The sequence below is a fragment of the Ochrobactrum sp. Marseille-Q0166 genome, assembly GCF_014397025.1.
Classification (GTDB): Bacteria; Pseudomonadota; Alphaproteobacteria; order Rhizobiales; family Rhizobiaceae; genus Brucella.
In genome coordinates, this window is the sequence record NZ_JACJUO010000002.1 from 983,632 (window position 1) to 999,395 (window position 15,764).

The following is a 15,764-nucleotide window of genomic DNA, read 5'->3' on the forward strand; positions in this document are numbered from 1 at the left end:
GTGAGGGATGACGCCGCCCCATTAGAATACGCGGAACGCTTTCGGTGCGATCAACCAGAAGCAATGAAGCCGCATCGCATGGACGAAGCAACGGTTTACTTTTATCATTTTTGCGGTTCGGTGGGGATACCACGGGAAAAGACCCTGTCAGGTGACGTCGCCGTAATCACCTTCGCCTTTTCCACCAAAACCATGCATGAACAGGGCCCATTGCAAGCCAATGGTCGCTCCTTTAATCGGTTGCAGCAGCGCCAGCGACATCAATACGATCATTGGTCCCCATATGGCCATATGCGCCCAGAGCGACAGGTTGGTTGTTGCTTCAACGCCCATAAACGCACCGACCACGATATGGCCGACGATGAGAATTGTCAGGTAGGCGGGAAGATCATCCGCCCGCTGTTCCGTATAATCCTCTCCACAGACGGAGCACTTATCAACAGGTTTCACAAAAGCACGGAACAGTTTTCCCTCTCCGCAATGCGGGCAGCGGGATTTGAATCCGCGCCACATGGCCTGTCCAAGATGGCGGGTTGGCCGTGCAGCTTTCTGACTATCGCCGCCGAAAACGTGGATCTTACTATCTGTGGAATTGGCCTCTAGCGTGCTCATCTGCGACCTTTTCTCTTGGAGCGCGAAATGCCAGCCGGCTTTCCTTTGCGCCCACGCATCCCTTTGCTTGCCTTATGATGTGAACGCGTCGACATCGGCAAGGAATGCGGTTCCGAAACCATCTCAAACCGAAGCGCACCCGCAACAGGGAGCGCCTCCACCAGTCTAACCGTTACATTGTCGCCCAGACGGAAGCCTTTTCCGCTTCTTTCTCCGGCGAGTGCATGGTTTGCTTCATCATAAAGATAGTATTCATCACCCAAAGTTGAAATGGGTACAAGCCCATCTGCGCCATATGTCGCAAGAGATACGAAAAGCCCAGCTTTTGTGACGCCGGTTACGCGCCCTTCATATTCATCCCCAAGATGCGCTGCAAGGAAATGGGCAATCAGACGGTCAACGGTCTCGCGCTCTGCGAGCATCGCACGGCGTTCGGTCGAAGAAATGAGCGCCGCAGTTTCTTCCAGGTGTGCTTCTTCATCGGTAGTCAGACCGTCCTTGCCAAGACCCAAAGCCTTGATCAGAGCGCGATGTACGATGAGATCGGCATAACGGCGGATCGGCGAGGTGAAATGCGCATATTTGCGTAAGTTCAGGCCGAAATGTCCGATATTATCCGGGCTGTAGATCGCCTGGCTTTGTGTACGAAGGACAACCTGATTGACCAGTTCCTGATGATCGGTACCTTCGACTGTTTCCAGAATGCGGTTAAACTGCCCGGGTCGGAGATCCGCGCCTTTGGCAAGACTTATATCGAGCGTACGAAGAAACTCACGCAGAGCTTCCTGCTTGGCCATTGATGGCGCATCATGAATACGGAAGATGAGCGGCTGGCGGCGTGCCTCAAGCACTTCAGCGGCAGCCACATTGGCTTGAATCATGAACTCTTCGATGAGCTTATGTGCGTCCAGTCGCTCGGGCACAATAACCTTGTCGACCTTACCATCCGGTCCGAGCAGGATCTTCTTTTCCGGCAGATCCAGCTCAAGCGGTTCACGCGCATCGCGTCCGCGTTTGAGGGCGCCATAAGCGGCCCATAGCGGCTTGAGGATGGTGTCAAGAATAGGAGCAGTCTTTTCGTCCGTTGCGCCGTCAATCGCGGCCTGTGCCTGGGCATAGGCAAGCTTTGCAGCCGAACGCATCAGGATGCGATGGAACTTGTGCGATTTCTTGTGTCCATTGGCATCGAAAATCATGCGTACGGCAAGTGCGGGGCGGTCTTCCAGCTCACGCAGCGAACATAGATCATTGGAAATGCGCTCTGGCAGCATGGGTACGACCCGGTCCGGGAAGTAAACCGAATTGCCGCGCTTGAGCGCTTCGCGATCAAGCGCCGAGTTGGGACGCACATAGGCGCCCACATCGGCGATTGCAACGACAACGACATGACCACCGGGATTGTTCGGATCAGTGTCCGGCTCCGCATAGACGGCGTCATCGTGATCCTTGGCGTCTGAAGGATCGATGGTGAGCAGGGGCAAAGCGCGCCAGTCTTCACGACCGTCAAGCGTTGCAGGCTTTGCGGCTTCTGCTTCGCGGATCACATCATCCGGGAAGATATGCGGGATTTCATGCTCGTGGATGGCGATCATCGACAGAGCTTTTTCGCTGTCTATGGAACCAACCACCTGCCGCACCTTGCCGCTTGGCAAGCCATAGCGGCGAGACGACGTCAGTTCCACTTCAACGAGGTCGCCGCTTTGCGCGTCGGCAAGTGAATTTTGATCGAGCTGCACTTCCGGTTGCTTGCGATTGACAGGTTCAAGCCGCCATTCGCCATTGCTGAGCTTGCGCAACACGCCGAGTACCGCGTTGCTGCTATGATCAACAACCTTGATCACGCGCGCGGAATATTCCGGCCCGTCATTGTCCTTGTTGCGGAAAATTTTGGCCAATACCCGATCGCCAACACCGACTGCCGGACCATCGGACGACTTGTTGAGACGGGTTCGGCGGATGGTGACGACCGGCGGTCTTCCATAGTTGTCTTCGTCCCATTCCGCCGGACGGGCGAGTAGCCCACCATCATTGTCGCGGCCGGTAATATTCAATACGGATATGGGTGGAAGAGTGCCGGGACGGGAAAGACGACGGGCACGCTTTTCAAGCAGGCCCTCGTCACTGAGTTCACGCAGCAGATCCTTGAGATAGACGCGTGCATCGCCCTTGATATTGAATGCCTTGGCCAAATCGCGTTTTCCCGCACGGTCGGGGTTTTCCTCAATGAATTTGAGAACCTCGTCACGGGTTGGCAGGAAGGAGGTTGAATCTCCTGCCTGCACGACTTCTGATTTTGCTTTAGCAGCACGCCGTTCGGTCCGTGCGGACCGTCCGGTATCGGATTTGGGGAAACGGCGTGCCAATTCTTACTCCTCTGCCGCCTTCGCCTTTGCTTTGGAAGGGGCTTTCTTCTTCGTTGCCGGCTTTTTTGCAGCAGCTTTTTTCGGTGCGGCTTTCTTTTCGCCATCTGCGGCCTTGGCGGCAGATTTGCGGGCAGGAGCCTTTTTTGTCTTGGTGCTGCCAGCCTTGGTGGCAACGAGTTCAAGCGCTTCTTCCAGCGTCACACTGGCCGGGTCCTTGCCCTTTGGCAGCGTCGCATTCACCTTGCCCCAGTTAACGTAAGGGCCGAAGCGACCGTCACGCACGGTGACTGCACCGCCGTCAGGATGATCGCCAAGTGTCGCAAGGGCCGCAGGTGTCGAGCGGCCACGCCCACCCTTCGATTGCTTATCCGCAAGCACAGAAACGGCGCGATTAAGACCCACCGAGAACACTTCATCAGCATTTTCCAGATTGGCAAACGTGCCATCATGGCTGACGTAAGGACCATAGCGACCAATCCCAGCAGAGATCATCTTGCCGGTTTCAGGATGCTGTCCGACGTCGCGCGGTAGCGACAGCAGCGCCATCGCCTTTTCGTGGTCAACCGCATCGAGCGTCCAGCCTTTTGGCAGGCTGGCGCGCTTGGCTTCCTTGCCTTCGCCACGCTGAATATAGGGACCGAAACGACCCGTGCGTGCGGTGATTTCTTCACCGGTGAATGGATCTTTGCCTAACGGCTTTGGTTCATCCGAAGCTGCGGTCTCACCATTGCCTTCTCCACCGAGCTGACGGGTGAATTTGCATTCCGGATAGTTTGAACAACCAACAAAAGCGCCATATTTTCCAAGCTTCAGCGAAAGCTGGCCGGTGCCACAGGTCGGGCAAGAGCGCGGGTCGCTGCCATCGCCGCGATCAGGGAAAGCAAGCGATGAAAGCTCTTCATTCAGCGCATCCAGAACATTGGTAACGCGCAGTTCCTTGATGTCATCAACTGAACCGGAGAAATCGCGCCAGAAATCGCGCAGCACGTCTTTCCAGGAGAGCTTACCGTCAGAAATCAGGTCTAGCTTTTCTTCTAGGTCCGCTGTGAAATCATATTCGACATAGCGTTTGAAGAAGCTTTCAAGGAACGAAATAACCAGACGGCCTTTCGGTTCCGGCATGAGCTTGCGCTTGTCGATGGTGATATATTCGCGATCACGAAGGGTTGCGAGTGTTGCCGCGTAGGTCGATGGACGACCAATGCCGAGCTCTTCCATCTTCTTGATGAGTGACGCTTCCGAATAACGTGGTGGCGGTTCAGTCGAATGCTGCGTGGCATCGATCTTTTCGCGCGCTATCGCTTCGCCGGAACGGATTTCAGGCAGCTTTGCGCTGTCTTCGTCCTCGTCCTCTTCTTCGCGGTGATCCATATAGGCCGCCAGGAAGCCGTCGAACTTGGTGACCGATCCATTGGCGCGCAGCATGGCCGAACGCGAACCATTGGTTGCTTCGATGTCAGCGGTTGTGCGTTCAATATCAGCCGCCTGCATTTGGCTGGCAATCGCGCGTTTCCAGATCAGTTCATAAAGACGAGCCTGATCTTCATCGAGATAACGGCGCACTTCCTTTGGATGACGCGTGAAATCCGTTGGACGGATCGCTTCGTGTGCTTCCTGTGCGTTCTTGGCTTTGCTCGAATAGTAGCGAGGCTTTTCCGGTACATATTGCGGGCCGAAGCTTTTGCCAATTGCATCACGGGCGGCAGTGATCGCTTCCGGGGCCATCTGTACACCGTCAGTACGCATATAGGTGATCAGACCGGCGGTTTCGCCGCCAATGTCCACGCCTTCATACAGACGCTGCGCAACCTGCATGGTACGCGATGCCGAAAAGCCGAGTTGTCCAGATGCCGCCTGCTGGAGCGTCGATGTGGTAAATGGAGGGCCGGGATTGCGCTTGGTCGGCTTGGCTTCTACAGAAACCGCCTTGAAGCTTGCACCTTCCAGCATAGTACGGATGGCTGTTGCCTGCTCTTCATTCTTGATGTCGAGCTTGCCGAGTCTCTTGCCGTCAACCGCTGTCAGACGAGCCGTGAAAGCATCGTTGCGCGGTGTTTTAAGCAGTGCTGCGATATTCCAGTATTCTTCACGGATGAAGCGTTCGATTTCGGATTCGCGGTCACATACGAGACGCAGAGCTACCGACTGAACCCGACCTGCCGAACGAGCACCAGGCAGCTTGCGCCACAAGACTGGTGAAAGCGTAAAACCAACGAGATAATCGAGCGCACGACGAGCGAGATAGGCATCGACCAATGGTTCATCAATATCGCGTGGATTTGCAATAGCGTCGAGAACGGCTTTCTTGGTGATGGCGTTAAAGGCAACGCGCTTGACGGTCTTGCCCTTCAATGCCTTCTTCTGGTTTAGCACTTCGAGTACGTGCCACGAAATGGCCTCCCCTTCGCGATCAGGGTCAGTTGCCAGAAACAGGCTGTCGCTGTCCTTCAGCGCTTTGACGATATCCGCCAAACGCTTGGAAGAGTTGCTGTCAACCTCCCAGGACATGGCAAAATCTTCGTCAGGGCGAACTGAGCCGTCCTTGGCTGGCAGATCTCGCACGTGACCAAACGAGGCCAGAACTTTATAGTTCGAGCCCAGATATTTGTTGATGGTTTTTGCCTTTGCAGGCGATTCGACAACGACAACGTTCATTAAAGCAGCCTAGATTCGCGATCTCTTTAAGCAAAATGCCAACTCATCGCGTTCAAATAGTTGCCTTTCACATGAACAGCGGTTTGCGTTTGGTCAAGAGCAAGATGGCAAAAATCGTTAAATGCAACCATGGATAGATATTGAAAATAATGAGCGCAGTGGTAGTGTTGATGAGGGGTATATCCAACGGCATCAGCCAAAAGAGCGATTTTAGTATGGAGATATTTGAAGGAATTTGGGGGCAGCATGGTTCAACATGTGACGACGCGACGGGAGTTGTTGATGTATATTGAAAAAATGCTTGAGGAGCTGATTGTTATGGCTAAGGGAACTGATCAGCCTTTGCTTGTTTACATGATGGATATGGCATTGCGAGAGGCGAAAGAAGGTCGCCGTCACGGCAAATCCGAAAAATGATATTCAAATTTATTTCTTATTGAGGCACGAGCGCAACCTGATTGCCAGGATAGCGCAAAAGCCGACCGGCAAGATCAAGTTCCAAGAGAATAAGTTGCGCACTGCTGGCATCAAGCCCAGTGTGGCGCACAAGAGTATCGATATCGGTCGGGACTACACTAAGGGCATCAAGCAGAATGTCGCGTTGCTCATCGGTTGTTATTGCGTGGTTTGATGCTGATGGTTCATCAAATTGCTTGAGTAGGTCTGGTTGATCTTCGTTTTCGTGAATTGCTTCGCGACTTATCAACGGGTTGAGGGCTTCAATGACATCATCAGCATTCGTTACCAGCGTTGCACCTTGTTTTAGGAGGGAATTAGTGCCGCGTGCACGTGGATCAAGTGGTGAGCCGGGCACAGCAAAGACTGTGCGGCCCATCTCGCCTGCCATACGGGCACTGATAAGGGAACCCGATCGCTCCGCGGCCTCTATAACGATCAGTCCAAGTGAAAGCCCGGCTATGATACGGTTACGGCGCGGGAAATCGCGTGAGCGCGGCTCCGCGCCCATGGGCATTTCCGTAATCAGGGCACTATTGCTTTCTGGAATGGCACGATATATGGAAAGATTTTCAGGCGGATATGGCCTATCAAGGCCACCCGCAAGCACAGCCACCGTTCCGCTTTCCAAACTTGCCTTGTGCGCCGCTGCATCGATCCCGCGTGCGAGGCCAGAGACGATTGCAAAACCTGCATTTCCGAGATCGCGGGCTAGACGCTCTGTGAATTGTGCGCCGACCACAGATGCATTGCGTGAGCCGACGATTGCGACCGGCGGCTTGCGAAATACGCTTGGATTGCCCTTGATAATAACAAGTGGAGGTGGTGCCTCGCAGTTTTTGAGCTGTTGCGGATAGTCTGGTTCGCCCATGCCTACGAGACGCGCACCTATGCGCTCAATGGCTTCCAGTTCGCGTTCTGCATCCTCTCGCGGCGTAACACGCACGGGCCTGGCGCCACCACCACGTATATTAAGATCGGGCAGTCTTTCAATCGCATTTGCTGCTGAACCGCAGAACATGATGAGGTCTCGGAATGCGACAGGACCAATATTTTCGGTACGAATGAGGCGCAGCCAGTTGAGCCGCTGCTGATCTGAGAGGCGAATTCCTGCTTTTGAATTCGCACTCGGTTTCATCCCTTTTTACCTATCTTGCTTTCAGTGCCGCTAAGGAGCCGCGAGATGTTTGCATGATGCTTTATAAAAACGATAACTGTTAGCACCGCAAATAAAGCCGCAACAGCATGATCACCGCGTATATAGAGTGCGATTGGCACGATGACGCTGGCAACGAGAGCTGAGAGCGAGGAATAGCGGGTGAGGAGCGCTGTGATGATCCATGCGGCGACAAAAACCAGCGCACCCGGCCATGCTATTCCGATCAAAATACCAAGATAAGTCGCAACACCTTTGCCGCCTTTAAATCCGATCCATACCGGGAATAGATGGCCAATAAAAGCACCGAAACCTGCCGCTATGGCTGCTTCTTGGCCAAACTTTGAAGCAATCAATACAGCAGCTGTGCCTTTTAGCGCATCAAGAATGAGCGTTGCGGCAGCGAGCTTTTTGTTCCCGGTTCTAAGGACATTGGTTGCACCGATGTTGCCGGAACCGATCGAACGTACATCGCCCAGTCCAGCAAGCCGCGTCAAGATAAGCCCGAAGGGAATCGAACCAAGAATATAGCCGAATATCAGTGTGCCAAGCGTCACTAAGTTGAACAGACCTGCTTCGGCCATGAAATTCCCCGTATGTTCTTTATTAAATCAATTGAGAAGAAAAGCCGTCTAAAAGCAAGACGGCTTTTCCAAAATTCGCAACAGCACCCAAAAAATACTAATGCATTATTCTGGGCGAATATTTTAGAGACTGCTAAGACGAATAAACTGTCTTACCGCCGACTATAGTGCGGTTGACGCGACCTTGAAAGCGGGCACCTTCAAAGCAGCTGTTCTTCGAACGTGAATGCAGATCTTCTTCACGAACCACCCAAGGCTCGTCTAAGTCGACAATCGCAAGATCAGCCTTCGCGCCGGGCTTTAAAGTACCTGCATCCAATCCGAAGATGCGCGCTGGTGCAGTTGACAGCACTTCCACCAGACGAAGCAGCGGGATGCTGTCATTGTGGTGAAGACGAAGGGCCGCAGCCAGCAGCGTTTCCAGACCGATTGCACCCGCTTCTGCATCAGCAAAAGGCAGGCGTTTGGTGTCAACGTCCTGCGGATCATGAGCCGAAACGACAATGTCGATAGTACCGTTCTTGACGGCCTCGACCATTGCCAGACGATCTTCTTCGCTACGAAGGGGTGGCGAGAGACGGAAGAAGGTACGGAATTCGCCTATGTCATTTTCGTTAAGCGAGAGGTGATTGATCGAAACACCTGCCGTTACTTTGCTGCCAAGATCTTTCGAGCGTTTGAGCGCATCGGCTGACATAGCGCAGGAAAGCTGGGCAGCGTGATATTTGCTGCGGGTGAGCGCGGCCAGGCGCAGATCACGCTCCAGAGGAATAACTTCTGCTTCGCGTGGGCTACCCGAAAGACCGAGCCAGCTTGCGAAAAGGCCTTCATTCATGACGCCATTGCCACCGAGATAAGGGTCGCGCGTTTCGCAGGCAATCACGGCATCAAAGTCGCGCGCATAGGTCAGGGCACGGCGCATCAATTGTGTGTTGGTGAGTGTGTTGCGACCTTCAGTGAAGGCAACGGCACCTGCATCGCGAAGTAGGCCGATTTCCGTCATTTCCTCACCATGCAGGCCTTTTGTAATGGCTGCGGCAGGATGAACATTGACGATAGCCGTATCGCGCGCAGTGCGCTTAACAAACTCAACCAGTGCCACATCGTCGATCACCGGATCGGTATCCGGCATCATGATGATGGAGGTTACGCCGCCAGCTGCAGCGGCCTGACTGGCCGATGCGATGGTTTCGCGGTGTTCAGCACCGGGCTCGCCGATGAAAACGCGGGAATCAACCAGACCCGGCAGAATAGCCATACCGTTGAGGTCGATTATTTCAGCCCCTTCAGGCGCGCCCTGATTGCGGAAATCGGCACCGCTGGCAACGATCTTGTCGTCTTTGATCAGCAGGCTTCCGACTTCATCAAGGCCGCGCGATGGATCAATAATGCGGGCATTTTCAAAAAGGATCGCATTCATAGTGGTCATTTGGCGCATTCTCCTGCGGCTTCTGCGCGACGCGGATCAAGCAGGGCTTCCATAACCGCCATACGCACCGCCACGCCCATTTCCACCTGTTGCTGGATCATGCTTTGCGGACCGTCCGCAACATCGGATGCGATCTCGACGCCGCGATTCATCGGGCCGGGATGCATGACGAGAGCGTCTGGCTTCGCAAGCTTCAGCTTTTCCTTATCGAGACCGTAGAAGCGGAAATATTCACGCACCGACGGCACGAAGGAACCAGCCATGCGTTCACGCTGAAGGCGCAGCATCATAACGACATCGGCGTCTTTCAGGCCTTCTTCCATGGTGTTGTAAACTTCAACACTCATATCGGCGATGCCGGAAGGCAAGAGCGTCGAAGGCGCGACGACGCGAACGCGTGCGCCAAGTGCATTGAGAAGCAGAATGTTAGAGCGCGCAACGCGCGAGTGAAGCACGTCGCCGCAAATGGCAACGATCAGGTTTCCGATGTCGCCTTTGGCGCGGCGGATGGTCAGCGCGTCGAGCAGCGCCTGTGTCGGGTGCTCGTGGGCGCCGTCGCCAGCATTGACGACTGCACAGCCGACTTTCTGCGCAAGGAGCGCCGCAGCACCGGCAGACGCATGGCGTATGACCAGAATGTCCGGCTGCATGGCGTTCAGCGTCATCGCGGTGTCGATGAGCGTCTCGCCCTTCTTGACCGACGAATTGCCGACCGACATGTTCATCACGTCCGCGCCCAGCCGTTTTCCGGCGAGTTCGAACGATGATTGCGTTCGCGTCGATGCTTCGAAGAAGAGGTTGATCTGGGTGCGACCGCGCAGCACGGACTTTTTCTTCTCGGACTGTCTGGAGACAGCCACTTCCTGATCTGCAAGATCGAGAAGACAATTGATGTCCAGGGGCGATAGCCCCTTGATGCCAAGCAGGTGGCGATGAGGGAAAATCGGAGAGACCGTTTGATTTGTCATGGCAAGTCACTCGTATAGAGCCGCAGGAACCGGACCGCAACTGCCCTTATAATGGCTTTGGCCGATTCACAAAGAAAAACCTGTAATCTTTGGGAATAAAGCGGTGAGCTGTTGGAAAATGTTAGGAAATTACGATGCAAAAACGCATAGAATGTCATCTCTGCGAGCCTCACGCGGTTCGCGAGCTGATTTTGAACTGAACCAAACCAAACGGATGAGCCTGTGAAAACGCACGAAGTCACCAACCAGACCCCGTCCATGACGGGTACGAATGCATATCTGGGCGATCCGCTTCTGATTCAGATCGCAGCGCGTTTCCCCAAAGAACTGCATACAGATCTCGAAAATACCGGGCGTTTTGTGATGTCGGCGGAAGCGCAGGATCTTGCACGTCTCGCCAATACCGAACTGCCAAAGCTGCGTACCCATGATCGTCAGGGACGCCGTGTCGATCTTGTAGAATATCATCCTGCTTACCATGCGCTGATGCGCCGTTCGATTGCGCAGGGCCTTCATTGCTCGATCTGGGAAGCCAATCCAGCGGAAGCAGGACGTCGCCATCAGGCACGCGCTGCGCGTTTCTTCCTGTCCGCACAGCTTGAAGCAGGTCATCTGTGTCCGCTGACTATGACCAATGCTTCACTCGCAGCATTAATGGCTTCGCCTGATCTCTACAAGGAATGGTCACCGCAGATTCTGTCGCGCAGATATGATTCCTCGCAAAAGCCAGCCTTACAGAAACAGGGCATCACGCTTGGTATGGGCATGACCGAAAAGCAGGGTGGCACCGACGTTCGCGCCAATACCACCCGCGCAGAACGCTATGAAGACGGCACCTATACAATCAGCGGCCATAAGTGGTTCATGTCTGCGCCGATGTCGGATGCCTTTCTGGTGCTGGCGCAGGCGGAGGAGGGGCTTTCCTGCTTCCTTCTCCCACGCTTGGCCGATGAATCAGCTGCAAATGGCTTTTTCTTCCAGCGTTTGAAGGACAAGCTCGGCAACAAGTCCAACGCATCCTCGGAAGTCGAATTCGACGGAGCGATCGGTCATCTGGTCGGCAATCCCGGCGAAGGCGTTAAAACCATCATGGATATGGTCACGCTGACGCGGCTCGATTGCGCGGTTGCCTCTGCGGGGCTGATGCGCTCAGGGCTGGCCGAAGCTGTTCATCATGCGCGTCATCGCGAGGTGGGTGGGCAGAAACTTATTGAACAGCCGCTGATGAGCCGCGTTCTTGCTGATATGGCGCTGGATGTCGCAGGCGCGACTGCACTTTCCATGCGTCTGGCGCGTGCTTTTGATATGGCTGCAAGTGATCGCGCGGAAGCTGCTTTCGCGCGCTGCATGACGCCAGTTGTCAAATATTGGGTCTGCAAAATCGCCCCGGCATTGCTTTATGAAGCGATGGAATGTCTCGGTGGCAATGGCTACATTGAGGACGGCAATCTCGCACGCGCCTATCGCGAAGCGCCGGTCAATGCGATTTGGGAAGGTTCTGGTAATGTGATGGCGCTTGATGTGGCGCGCGTGCTTTCGCGTGCACCAGCGCTGTTCGATGAAGTTCTCGACTGGATCAGCGGACAGCTTGGCGTACGCGGTCAGGGTACGATTGATGTGTTGCAGGCAGCCTTACAGCTCACCGAAACCGATCAGGGCGTTGCGCGTCTTCTGACGGAGCAGCTCGCTTATGCGGCTGCAGCTGCCGAATTGCGCAATCTTGGCGCGGATGATGTGGCCGATGCTTTCATCGAAACGCGTCTTGGTGGTCAGTGGCGTTCAACTTATGGCATGTTGGATGCGCGCCATAATGCCAACCGGATAATCGATCAGCTTTATCCGGCGTCGTAATCGTTGTCGTCGGAATGCGATGCGCGCAGGATGTGCAGGCGATCAAGCGCGCCTTGCAGAATGAAGGAAGCCGCGGCCGAATCGATGCGCTCGGCCCGCTTGCCGCGTGAAACATCCATGCCGATCAGCGCACGTTCCGCTGCGACCGTCGACAAACGCTCGTCCCAGAACACGAAGGGCAGATCGGTCAGCGGTTGCATGGTGCGCACAAAAGCCCGCGTTGCCTGAACGCGTGGCCCGGCTGAGCCGTCCATGTTCATCGGGAGGCCAATAATAATGACGCCGACCTTGTCTGCTTCAAGCGCTTTGAGGAGAACCTGTGCATCGATTGTGAACTTGGTGCGTTTGATAACGGGGCGGGGATGCGAGAACGACAGGCCAAGATCGGAAACAGCAAGGCCAATCGTTTTGGTGCCAAGATCTAGCCCGGCAATTGTCTGGCCGGGTTGCAGGATTTCCAAAACGTCTTCGATCTCAACGACGGCCATAGGTCCTCATAGTATTTTGATCAGGCTTCATATTGCCTGATGGAATTGAGCCGTAATATCTGTTTTGAAACTGAAAATCGAGCCGCAAGGAGAAACACAATGAAAATCACCTGGTTGGGCCATGCTGCCTTTCGCGTTGAGACAGATAAGGCGGTCATTCTGATCGACCCGTTCATTCATGGAAACCCTGGCGCTAAAGGCATTGATTTCAAACAAGCAACCAAGGGCGTCACGCATATCGCGCTCACCCATGGTCATGGCGATCATATTGGTGACACTGTTGAGATTGCCAAAGAAACCGGTGCGACTGTGATTGCGAACCCCGAAGTTACCGGCTGGCTTGGCCGCCAGGGTTTGGAAAAATTCAGCATGGGTAATACAGGGGGAACCATTGTTCGCGAGGGGTTCAGCGTAACGTTTGTGAATGCGCTGCATTCTTCGGCCATGATGACAGAAGATGGCATCACGCAATCAATGGGTAATCCGAACGGGCTGGTATTCCATTTTGAAGATGCGCCGACACTCTACCATATGGGTGACACCGATATTTTTTCCGATATGGCGCTGATCAATGAACTGCACCAGCCAGAAATCGGCATTGTGCCTATCGGAGATCGTTTTACCATGGGTGGTGCTGTGGCAGCGCTTGCGTGCCAGCGATATTTCAATTTCAAAACCGTTCTGCCATGCCATTACGCCTCGTTCCCATTCATTGAAAAGACGGCAGACAAGTTTGTTGCGGCAATGTCTGACTATAAGGAAACGAAGGTGCTTGTCGCTGACGCCGGCACTGTCCACACTTTCTAACTGCGGATGGAAGCGCAAGAAATGTTGCGCTTCCTCACCCACACCGTTATAGCCGATAAAAGAACCTTTTCAGGGCGGTTTCATGCTGCCCTAAACATGCATTTGCGGAGAACAGGATGTCCGTCGATATTTCAACCGTCAAGCGCGTCGCGCATCTTGCGCGTATCGCCGTCACAGAAGACGAAGCCGAGCGCATGACCGGGGAACTTAATGCAATTTTGGGCTTTGTTGAACAGTTGAACGAAGTCGATATCGAAGGCGTTGAACCCATGACTTCTGTAACGCCGATGAAGATGCGTCTGCGTGAAGATGCCGTGACAGACGGCAATATCGCTAATGCCGTCGTTGCCAATGCGCCTGTGACCGAAGACAACTTCTTCGTCGTGCCAAAGGTCGTGGAGTAATCCGATGGCTATTCGGGTTTCCGTCGAGACCCCATTGCAGGACGATGTGCGCGATCTTGTTGAAGCATTGAACGCGCATATGTTGCCGCTTTCGCCGCTCGAGTTCCAGTTCAAGATGACTGTTGAACAGATGGCGGAGCCGGACACGACGGTTTTCGTCGCACGGGATGAAGACGGCAAGGCCGTCGGCTGTGGTGCGTTGAAGATGCACGATAACGGTGTGGGTGAACTCAAGCGCATGTTCACGCGCCCGGAAGTTCGGGGCAAGCGTATCGGCTCACATCTAGTCGACGCGATTGTCGAGATGGCAAAAGTCAAGGGTGCTTCACGTCTGGTGCTTGAAACAGGCACCGGTCCGGGCTTTGATGGTGCCTGGCGGCTTTATGAAAATTCGGGTTTTGCGCGTTGCGGAGTGGTTCTGGATTATCCTGACTCCGAGTACAGCGCCTTTTTTGAAAAGCGTCTCGCTGAGGCGTGACTTTACAGGATTTGATGATGAGCGAACTGACCGCACTGACCATTGCCGAAGCGCGCGACAAGTTGAAGGCCAAAGCCTTCACCGCGACGGAACTGACTGAAGCCTATATTGCGGCTATTGATTCCGCCAATGACAAGCTCAATGCCTATGTCGCTGTAACGCCTGAAAAGGCGCGCGAAATGGCAAAAGCTTCCGATGCACGCATTGCCGAAGGCAAGGCCGGTGCTCTCGAAGGCATTCCGCTTGGTGTGAAGGACCTGTTTGCGACCAAGGGCGTTCACACACAGGCCTGCTCGCATATTCTCGATGGTTTCAAGCCTGAATATGAATCCACCGTCACTGCCAATCTCTGGGCTGACGGCGCTGTGATGCTCGGCAAGCTCAACATGGACGAATTCGCCATGGGCTCGTCCAATGAAAGTTCTTATTACGGCCCTGTGAAAAACCCTTGGCGTGCGAACGGTTCAGACGTCGATCTGGTTCCGGGCGGCTCGTCAGGCGGTTCAGCGGCGGCTGTTGCTGCGCATATTTGCGCAGGTGCGACGGCAACTGATACGGGCGGTTCGATCCGTCAGCCAGCAGCTTTCACTGGTACTGTCGGCATCAAGCCGACCTATGGCCGCGTTTCGCGCTGGGGTGTCGTTGCTTATGCATCCTCGCTTGATCAGGCTGGCCCAATTGCTCGCGACGTTCGGGATGCGGCAATCCTGCTGAAATCCATGGCATCGCTTGATCTGAAAGACACAACCTCGGTTGATCTGCCTGTGCCTGATTATGAAGCAGCGATCGGCAAATCGCTGAAGGGGCTCAAAATCGGTATTCCAAACGAATATCGTATCGATGGCATGCCGGAAGAAATCGAAACGCTCTGGCAGAAGGGTGTCCAGTATCTCAAGGATGCCGGGGCAGAAATCGTCGATGTTTCGCTGCCGCACACCAAATATGCGCTTGCTGCCTATTATATTGTGGCACCTGCGGAAGCTTCTTCCAACCTCGCACGTTATGATGGCGTGCGATACGGTCTGCGCGTGCCGGGCAAGGATATTGCCGATATGTACGAACAGAGCCGCGCTGCAGGTTTTGGCAAGGAAGTGAAGCGCCGCATTCTGACTGGGACCTATGTTCTGTCGGCTGGCTATTACGACGCTTACTATCTGCGTGCGCAGAAGGTTCGCACGCTGATCAAGAAAGACTTTGAAAATGTCTTTGCAAGCGGTGTTCATGCAATCCTGACACCTGTTACGCCTTCTGCCGCATTCAGCATTGGCGACAAGGAACTCGCAAACGATCCGGTCAAGATGTATCTCAACGACATCTTCACCATCACGCTCAACATGGCTGGTCTTCCGGGTATCGCTGTTCCTGCTGGACTCAATGATCAGGGGCTGCCGCTCGGTCTGCAGCTGATCGGTCGCCCGTTTGAGGAAGAAACGCTTTTCCAGGCAGCTGGTGCAATTGAGCAGGCGGCCGGACGCTTTACCCCGAAGAAATGGTGGTAAAATCTGAAACTCTT

At 54.3% G+C, this 15,764-nt stretch carries 14 protein-coding genes; 6 read left to right on the forward strand and 8 right to left on the reverse strand.

From position 1 onward, the window contains the following. Positions 1-147: 147 nt before the first annotated feature. Genes H5024_RS15870 through topA form a run of 3 tightly spaced genes read right to left on the reverse strand, consistent with a single transcriptional unit; the run spans position 148 to position 5,630 of the window. A complete protein-coding gene (locus tag H5024_RS15870) occupies positions 148-612 on the reverse strand; it encodes a DUF983 domain-containing protein (protein WP_187548093.1) in 465 nt (154 codons plus the stop codon). Continuing rightward, entirely contained in the window at positions 609-2,975 is a 2,367-nt protein-coding gene (rnr, locus tag H5024_RS15875) for a ribonuclease R (protein WP_187548094.1), read from the reverse strand. The genes H5024_RS15870 and rnr overlap by 4 nt, the downstream gene beginning before the upstream one ends. Before the next feature lie 3 nt (positions 2,976-2,978). Beyond that, on the reverse strand, positions 2,979-5,630 hold the full coding sequence (gene topA / locus H5024_RS15880) for a type I DNA topoisomerase (protein WP_187548095.1): 2,652 nt from the start codon (positions 5,628-5,630) through the stop codon (positions 2,979-2,981). A 282-nt stretch (positions 5,631-5,912) separates the two neighbouring features. On the opposite strand from topA, the gene H5024_RS21545 reads away from it, so the two are divergent. Continuing rightward, positions 5,913-6,047 carry a hypothetical protein gene (locus H5024_RS21545; RefSeq protein WP_273727105.1) on the forward strand — a complete coding sequence of 45 codons (135 nt, stop codon included), beginning with the start codon at positions 5,913-5,915 and terminating at the stop codon, positions 6,045-6,047. Between the two features lie 16 nt (positions 6,048-6,063). Here the strand turns inward: H5024_RS21545 and dprA are convergent, their stop codons facing one another. The 4 genes from dprA to H5024_RS15900 all read right to left on the reverse strand — a co-directional run bounded on the left by dprA (position 6,064) and on the right by H5024_RS15900 (position 10,223). Beyond that, positions 6,064-7,224, reverse strand: coding sequence for a DNA-processing protein DprA (dprA, locus tag H5024_RS15885; protein WP_187548096.1), 1,161 nt, complete (start codon positions 7,222-7,224; stop codon positions 6,064-6,066). After that, positions 7,221-7,826, reverse strand: coding sequence for a glycerol-3-phosphate 1-O-acyltransferase PlsY (gene plsY, locus H5024_RS15890; protein ID WP_187548097.1), 606 nt, complete (start codon positions 7,824-7,826; stop codon positions 7,221-7,223). Before plsY ends, dprA begins: the two co-directional genes overlap by 4 nt. Positions 7,827-7,959: 133 nt before the next feature. After that, positions 7,960-9,246, reverse strand: a complete 1,287-nt coding sequence (locus H5024_RS15895) for a dihydroorotase (protein WP_187548656.1) — start codon at positions 9,244-9,246, stop codon at positions 7,960-7,962. Between the two features lie 5 nt (positions 9,247-9,251). Next, complete coding sequence (locus tag H5024_RS15900) at positions 9,252-10,223, reverse strand: aspartate carbamoyltransferase catalytic subunit (protein WP_187548098.1); 972 nt, start codon at positions 10,221-10,223, stop codon at positions 9,252-9,254. A gap of 222 nt (positions 10,224-10,445) precedes the next feature. Here H5024_RS15900 and H5024_RS15905 point away from each other — a divergent pair, with 222 nt between their 5' ends. Continuing rightward, complete coding sequence (locus tag H5024_RS15905) at positions 10,446-12,074, forward strand: acyl-CoA dehydrogenase family protein (protein WP_187548099.1); 1,629 nt, start codon at positions 10,446-10,448, stop codon at positions 12,072-12,074. Here H5024_RS15905 and ruvX read toward each other — a convergent pair. Next, positions 12,059-12,562, reverse strand: a complete 504-nt coding sequence (gene ruvX / locus H5024_RS15910; protein WP_187548100.1) for a Holliday junction resolvase RuvX — start codon at positions 12,560-12,562, stop codon at positions 12,059-12,061. The two genes, H5024_RS15905 and ruvX, sit on opposite strands and share 16 nt — an antisense overlap. A 99-nt stretch (positions 12,563-12,661) precedes the next feature. Between ruvX and H5024_RS15915 the strand changes: the two genes are divergently transcribed. The 4 genes from H5024_RS15915 to gatA all read left to right on the forward strand — a co-directional run bounded on the left by H5024_RS15915 (position 12,662) and on the right by gatA (position 15,750). Further along, on the forward strand, positions 12,662-13,369 hold the full coding sequence (locus H5024_RS15915) for a metal-dependent hydrolase (protein WP_187548101.1): 708 nt from the start codon (positions 12,662-12,664) through the stop codon (positions 13,367-13,369). Positions 13,370-13,485: 116 nt separating this feature from the next. Continuing rightward, positions 13,486-13,773 carry an Asp-tRNA(Asn)/Glu-tRNA(Gln) amidotransferase subunit GatC gene (gene gatC / locus H5024_RS15920; RefSeq protein ID WP_187548102.1) on the forward strand — a complete coding sequence of 96 codons (288 nt, stop codon included), beginning with the start codon at positions 13,486-13,488 and terminating at the stop codon, positions 13,771-13,773. Positions 13,774-13,777: 4 nt separating this feature from the next. Then, positions 13,778-14,251 (forward strand): GNAT family N-acetyltransferase, encoded by a 474-nt coding sequence (locus H5024_RS15925; RefSeq protein WP_187548103.1) that lies wholly within the window; start codon positions 13,778-13,780, stop codon positions 14,249-14,251. Positions 14,252-14,268: 17 nt separating this feature from the next. Continuing rightward, positions 14,269-15,750, forward strand: a complete 1,482-nt coding sequence (gene gatA, locus H5024_RS15930) for an Asp-tRNA(Asn)/Glu-tRNA(Gln) amidotransferase subunit GatA (RefSeq protein WP_187548104.1) — start codon at positions 14,269-14,271, stop codon at positions 15,748-15,750. The last annotated feature ends 14 nt before the right edge of the window (positions 15,751-15,764 follow it).

Bases quoted from the DNA above. Each gene is read 5' to 3' on its own strand.
- H5024_RS15870 (WP_187548093.1), bottom strand. From the start codon at position 612: ATGAGCACGCTAGAGGCCAATTCCACAGATAGTAAGATCCACGTTTTC.
- topA (WP_187548095.1), bottom strand. From the start codon at position 5,630: ATGAACGTTGTCGTTGTCGAATCGCCTGCAAAGGCAAAAACCATCAAC.
- H5024_RS21545 (WP_273727105.1), top strand. From the start codon at position 5,913: ATGTATATTGAAAAAATGCTTGAGGAGCTGATTGTTATGGCTAAGGGA.
- dprA (WP_187548096.1), bottom strand. From the start codon at position 7,224: ATGAAACCGAGTGCGAATTCAAAAGCAGGAATTCGCCTCTCAGATCAG.
- plsY (WP_187548097.1), bottom strand. From the start codon at position 7,826: ATGGCCGAAGCAGGTCTGTTCAACTTAGTGACGCTTGGCACACTGATA.
- H5024_RS15895 (WP_187548656.1), bottom strand. From the start codon at position 9,246: ATGAATGCGATCCTTTTTGAAAATGCCCGCATTATTGATCCATCGCGC.
- H5024_RS15900 (WP_187548098.1), bottom strand. From the start codon at position 10,223: ATGACAAATCAAACGGTCTCTCCGATTTTCCCTCATCGCCACCTGCTT.
- ruvX (WP_187548100.1), bottom strand. From the start codon at position 12,562: ATGGCCGTCGTTGAGATCGAAGACGTTTTGGAAATCCTGCAACCCGGC.
- H5024_RS15915 (WP_187548101.1), top strand. From the start codon at position 12,662: ATGAAAATCACCTGGTTGGGCCATGCTGCCTTTCGCGTTGAGACAGAT.
- gatC (WP_187548102.1), top strand. From the start codon at position 13,486: ATGTCCGTCGATATTTCAACCGTCAAGCGCGTCGCGCATCTTGCGCGT.
- H5024_RS15925 (WP_187548103.1), top strand. From the start codon at position 13,778: ATGGCTATTCGGGTTTCCGTCGAGACCCCATTGCAGGACGATGTGCGC.
- gatA (WP_187548104.1), top strand. From the start codon at position 14,269: ATGAGCGAACTGACCGCACTGACCATTGCCGAAGCGCGCGACAAGTTG.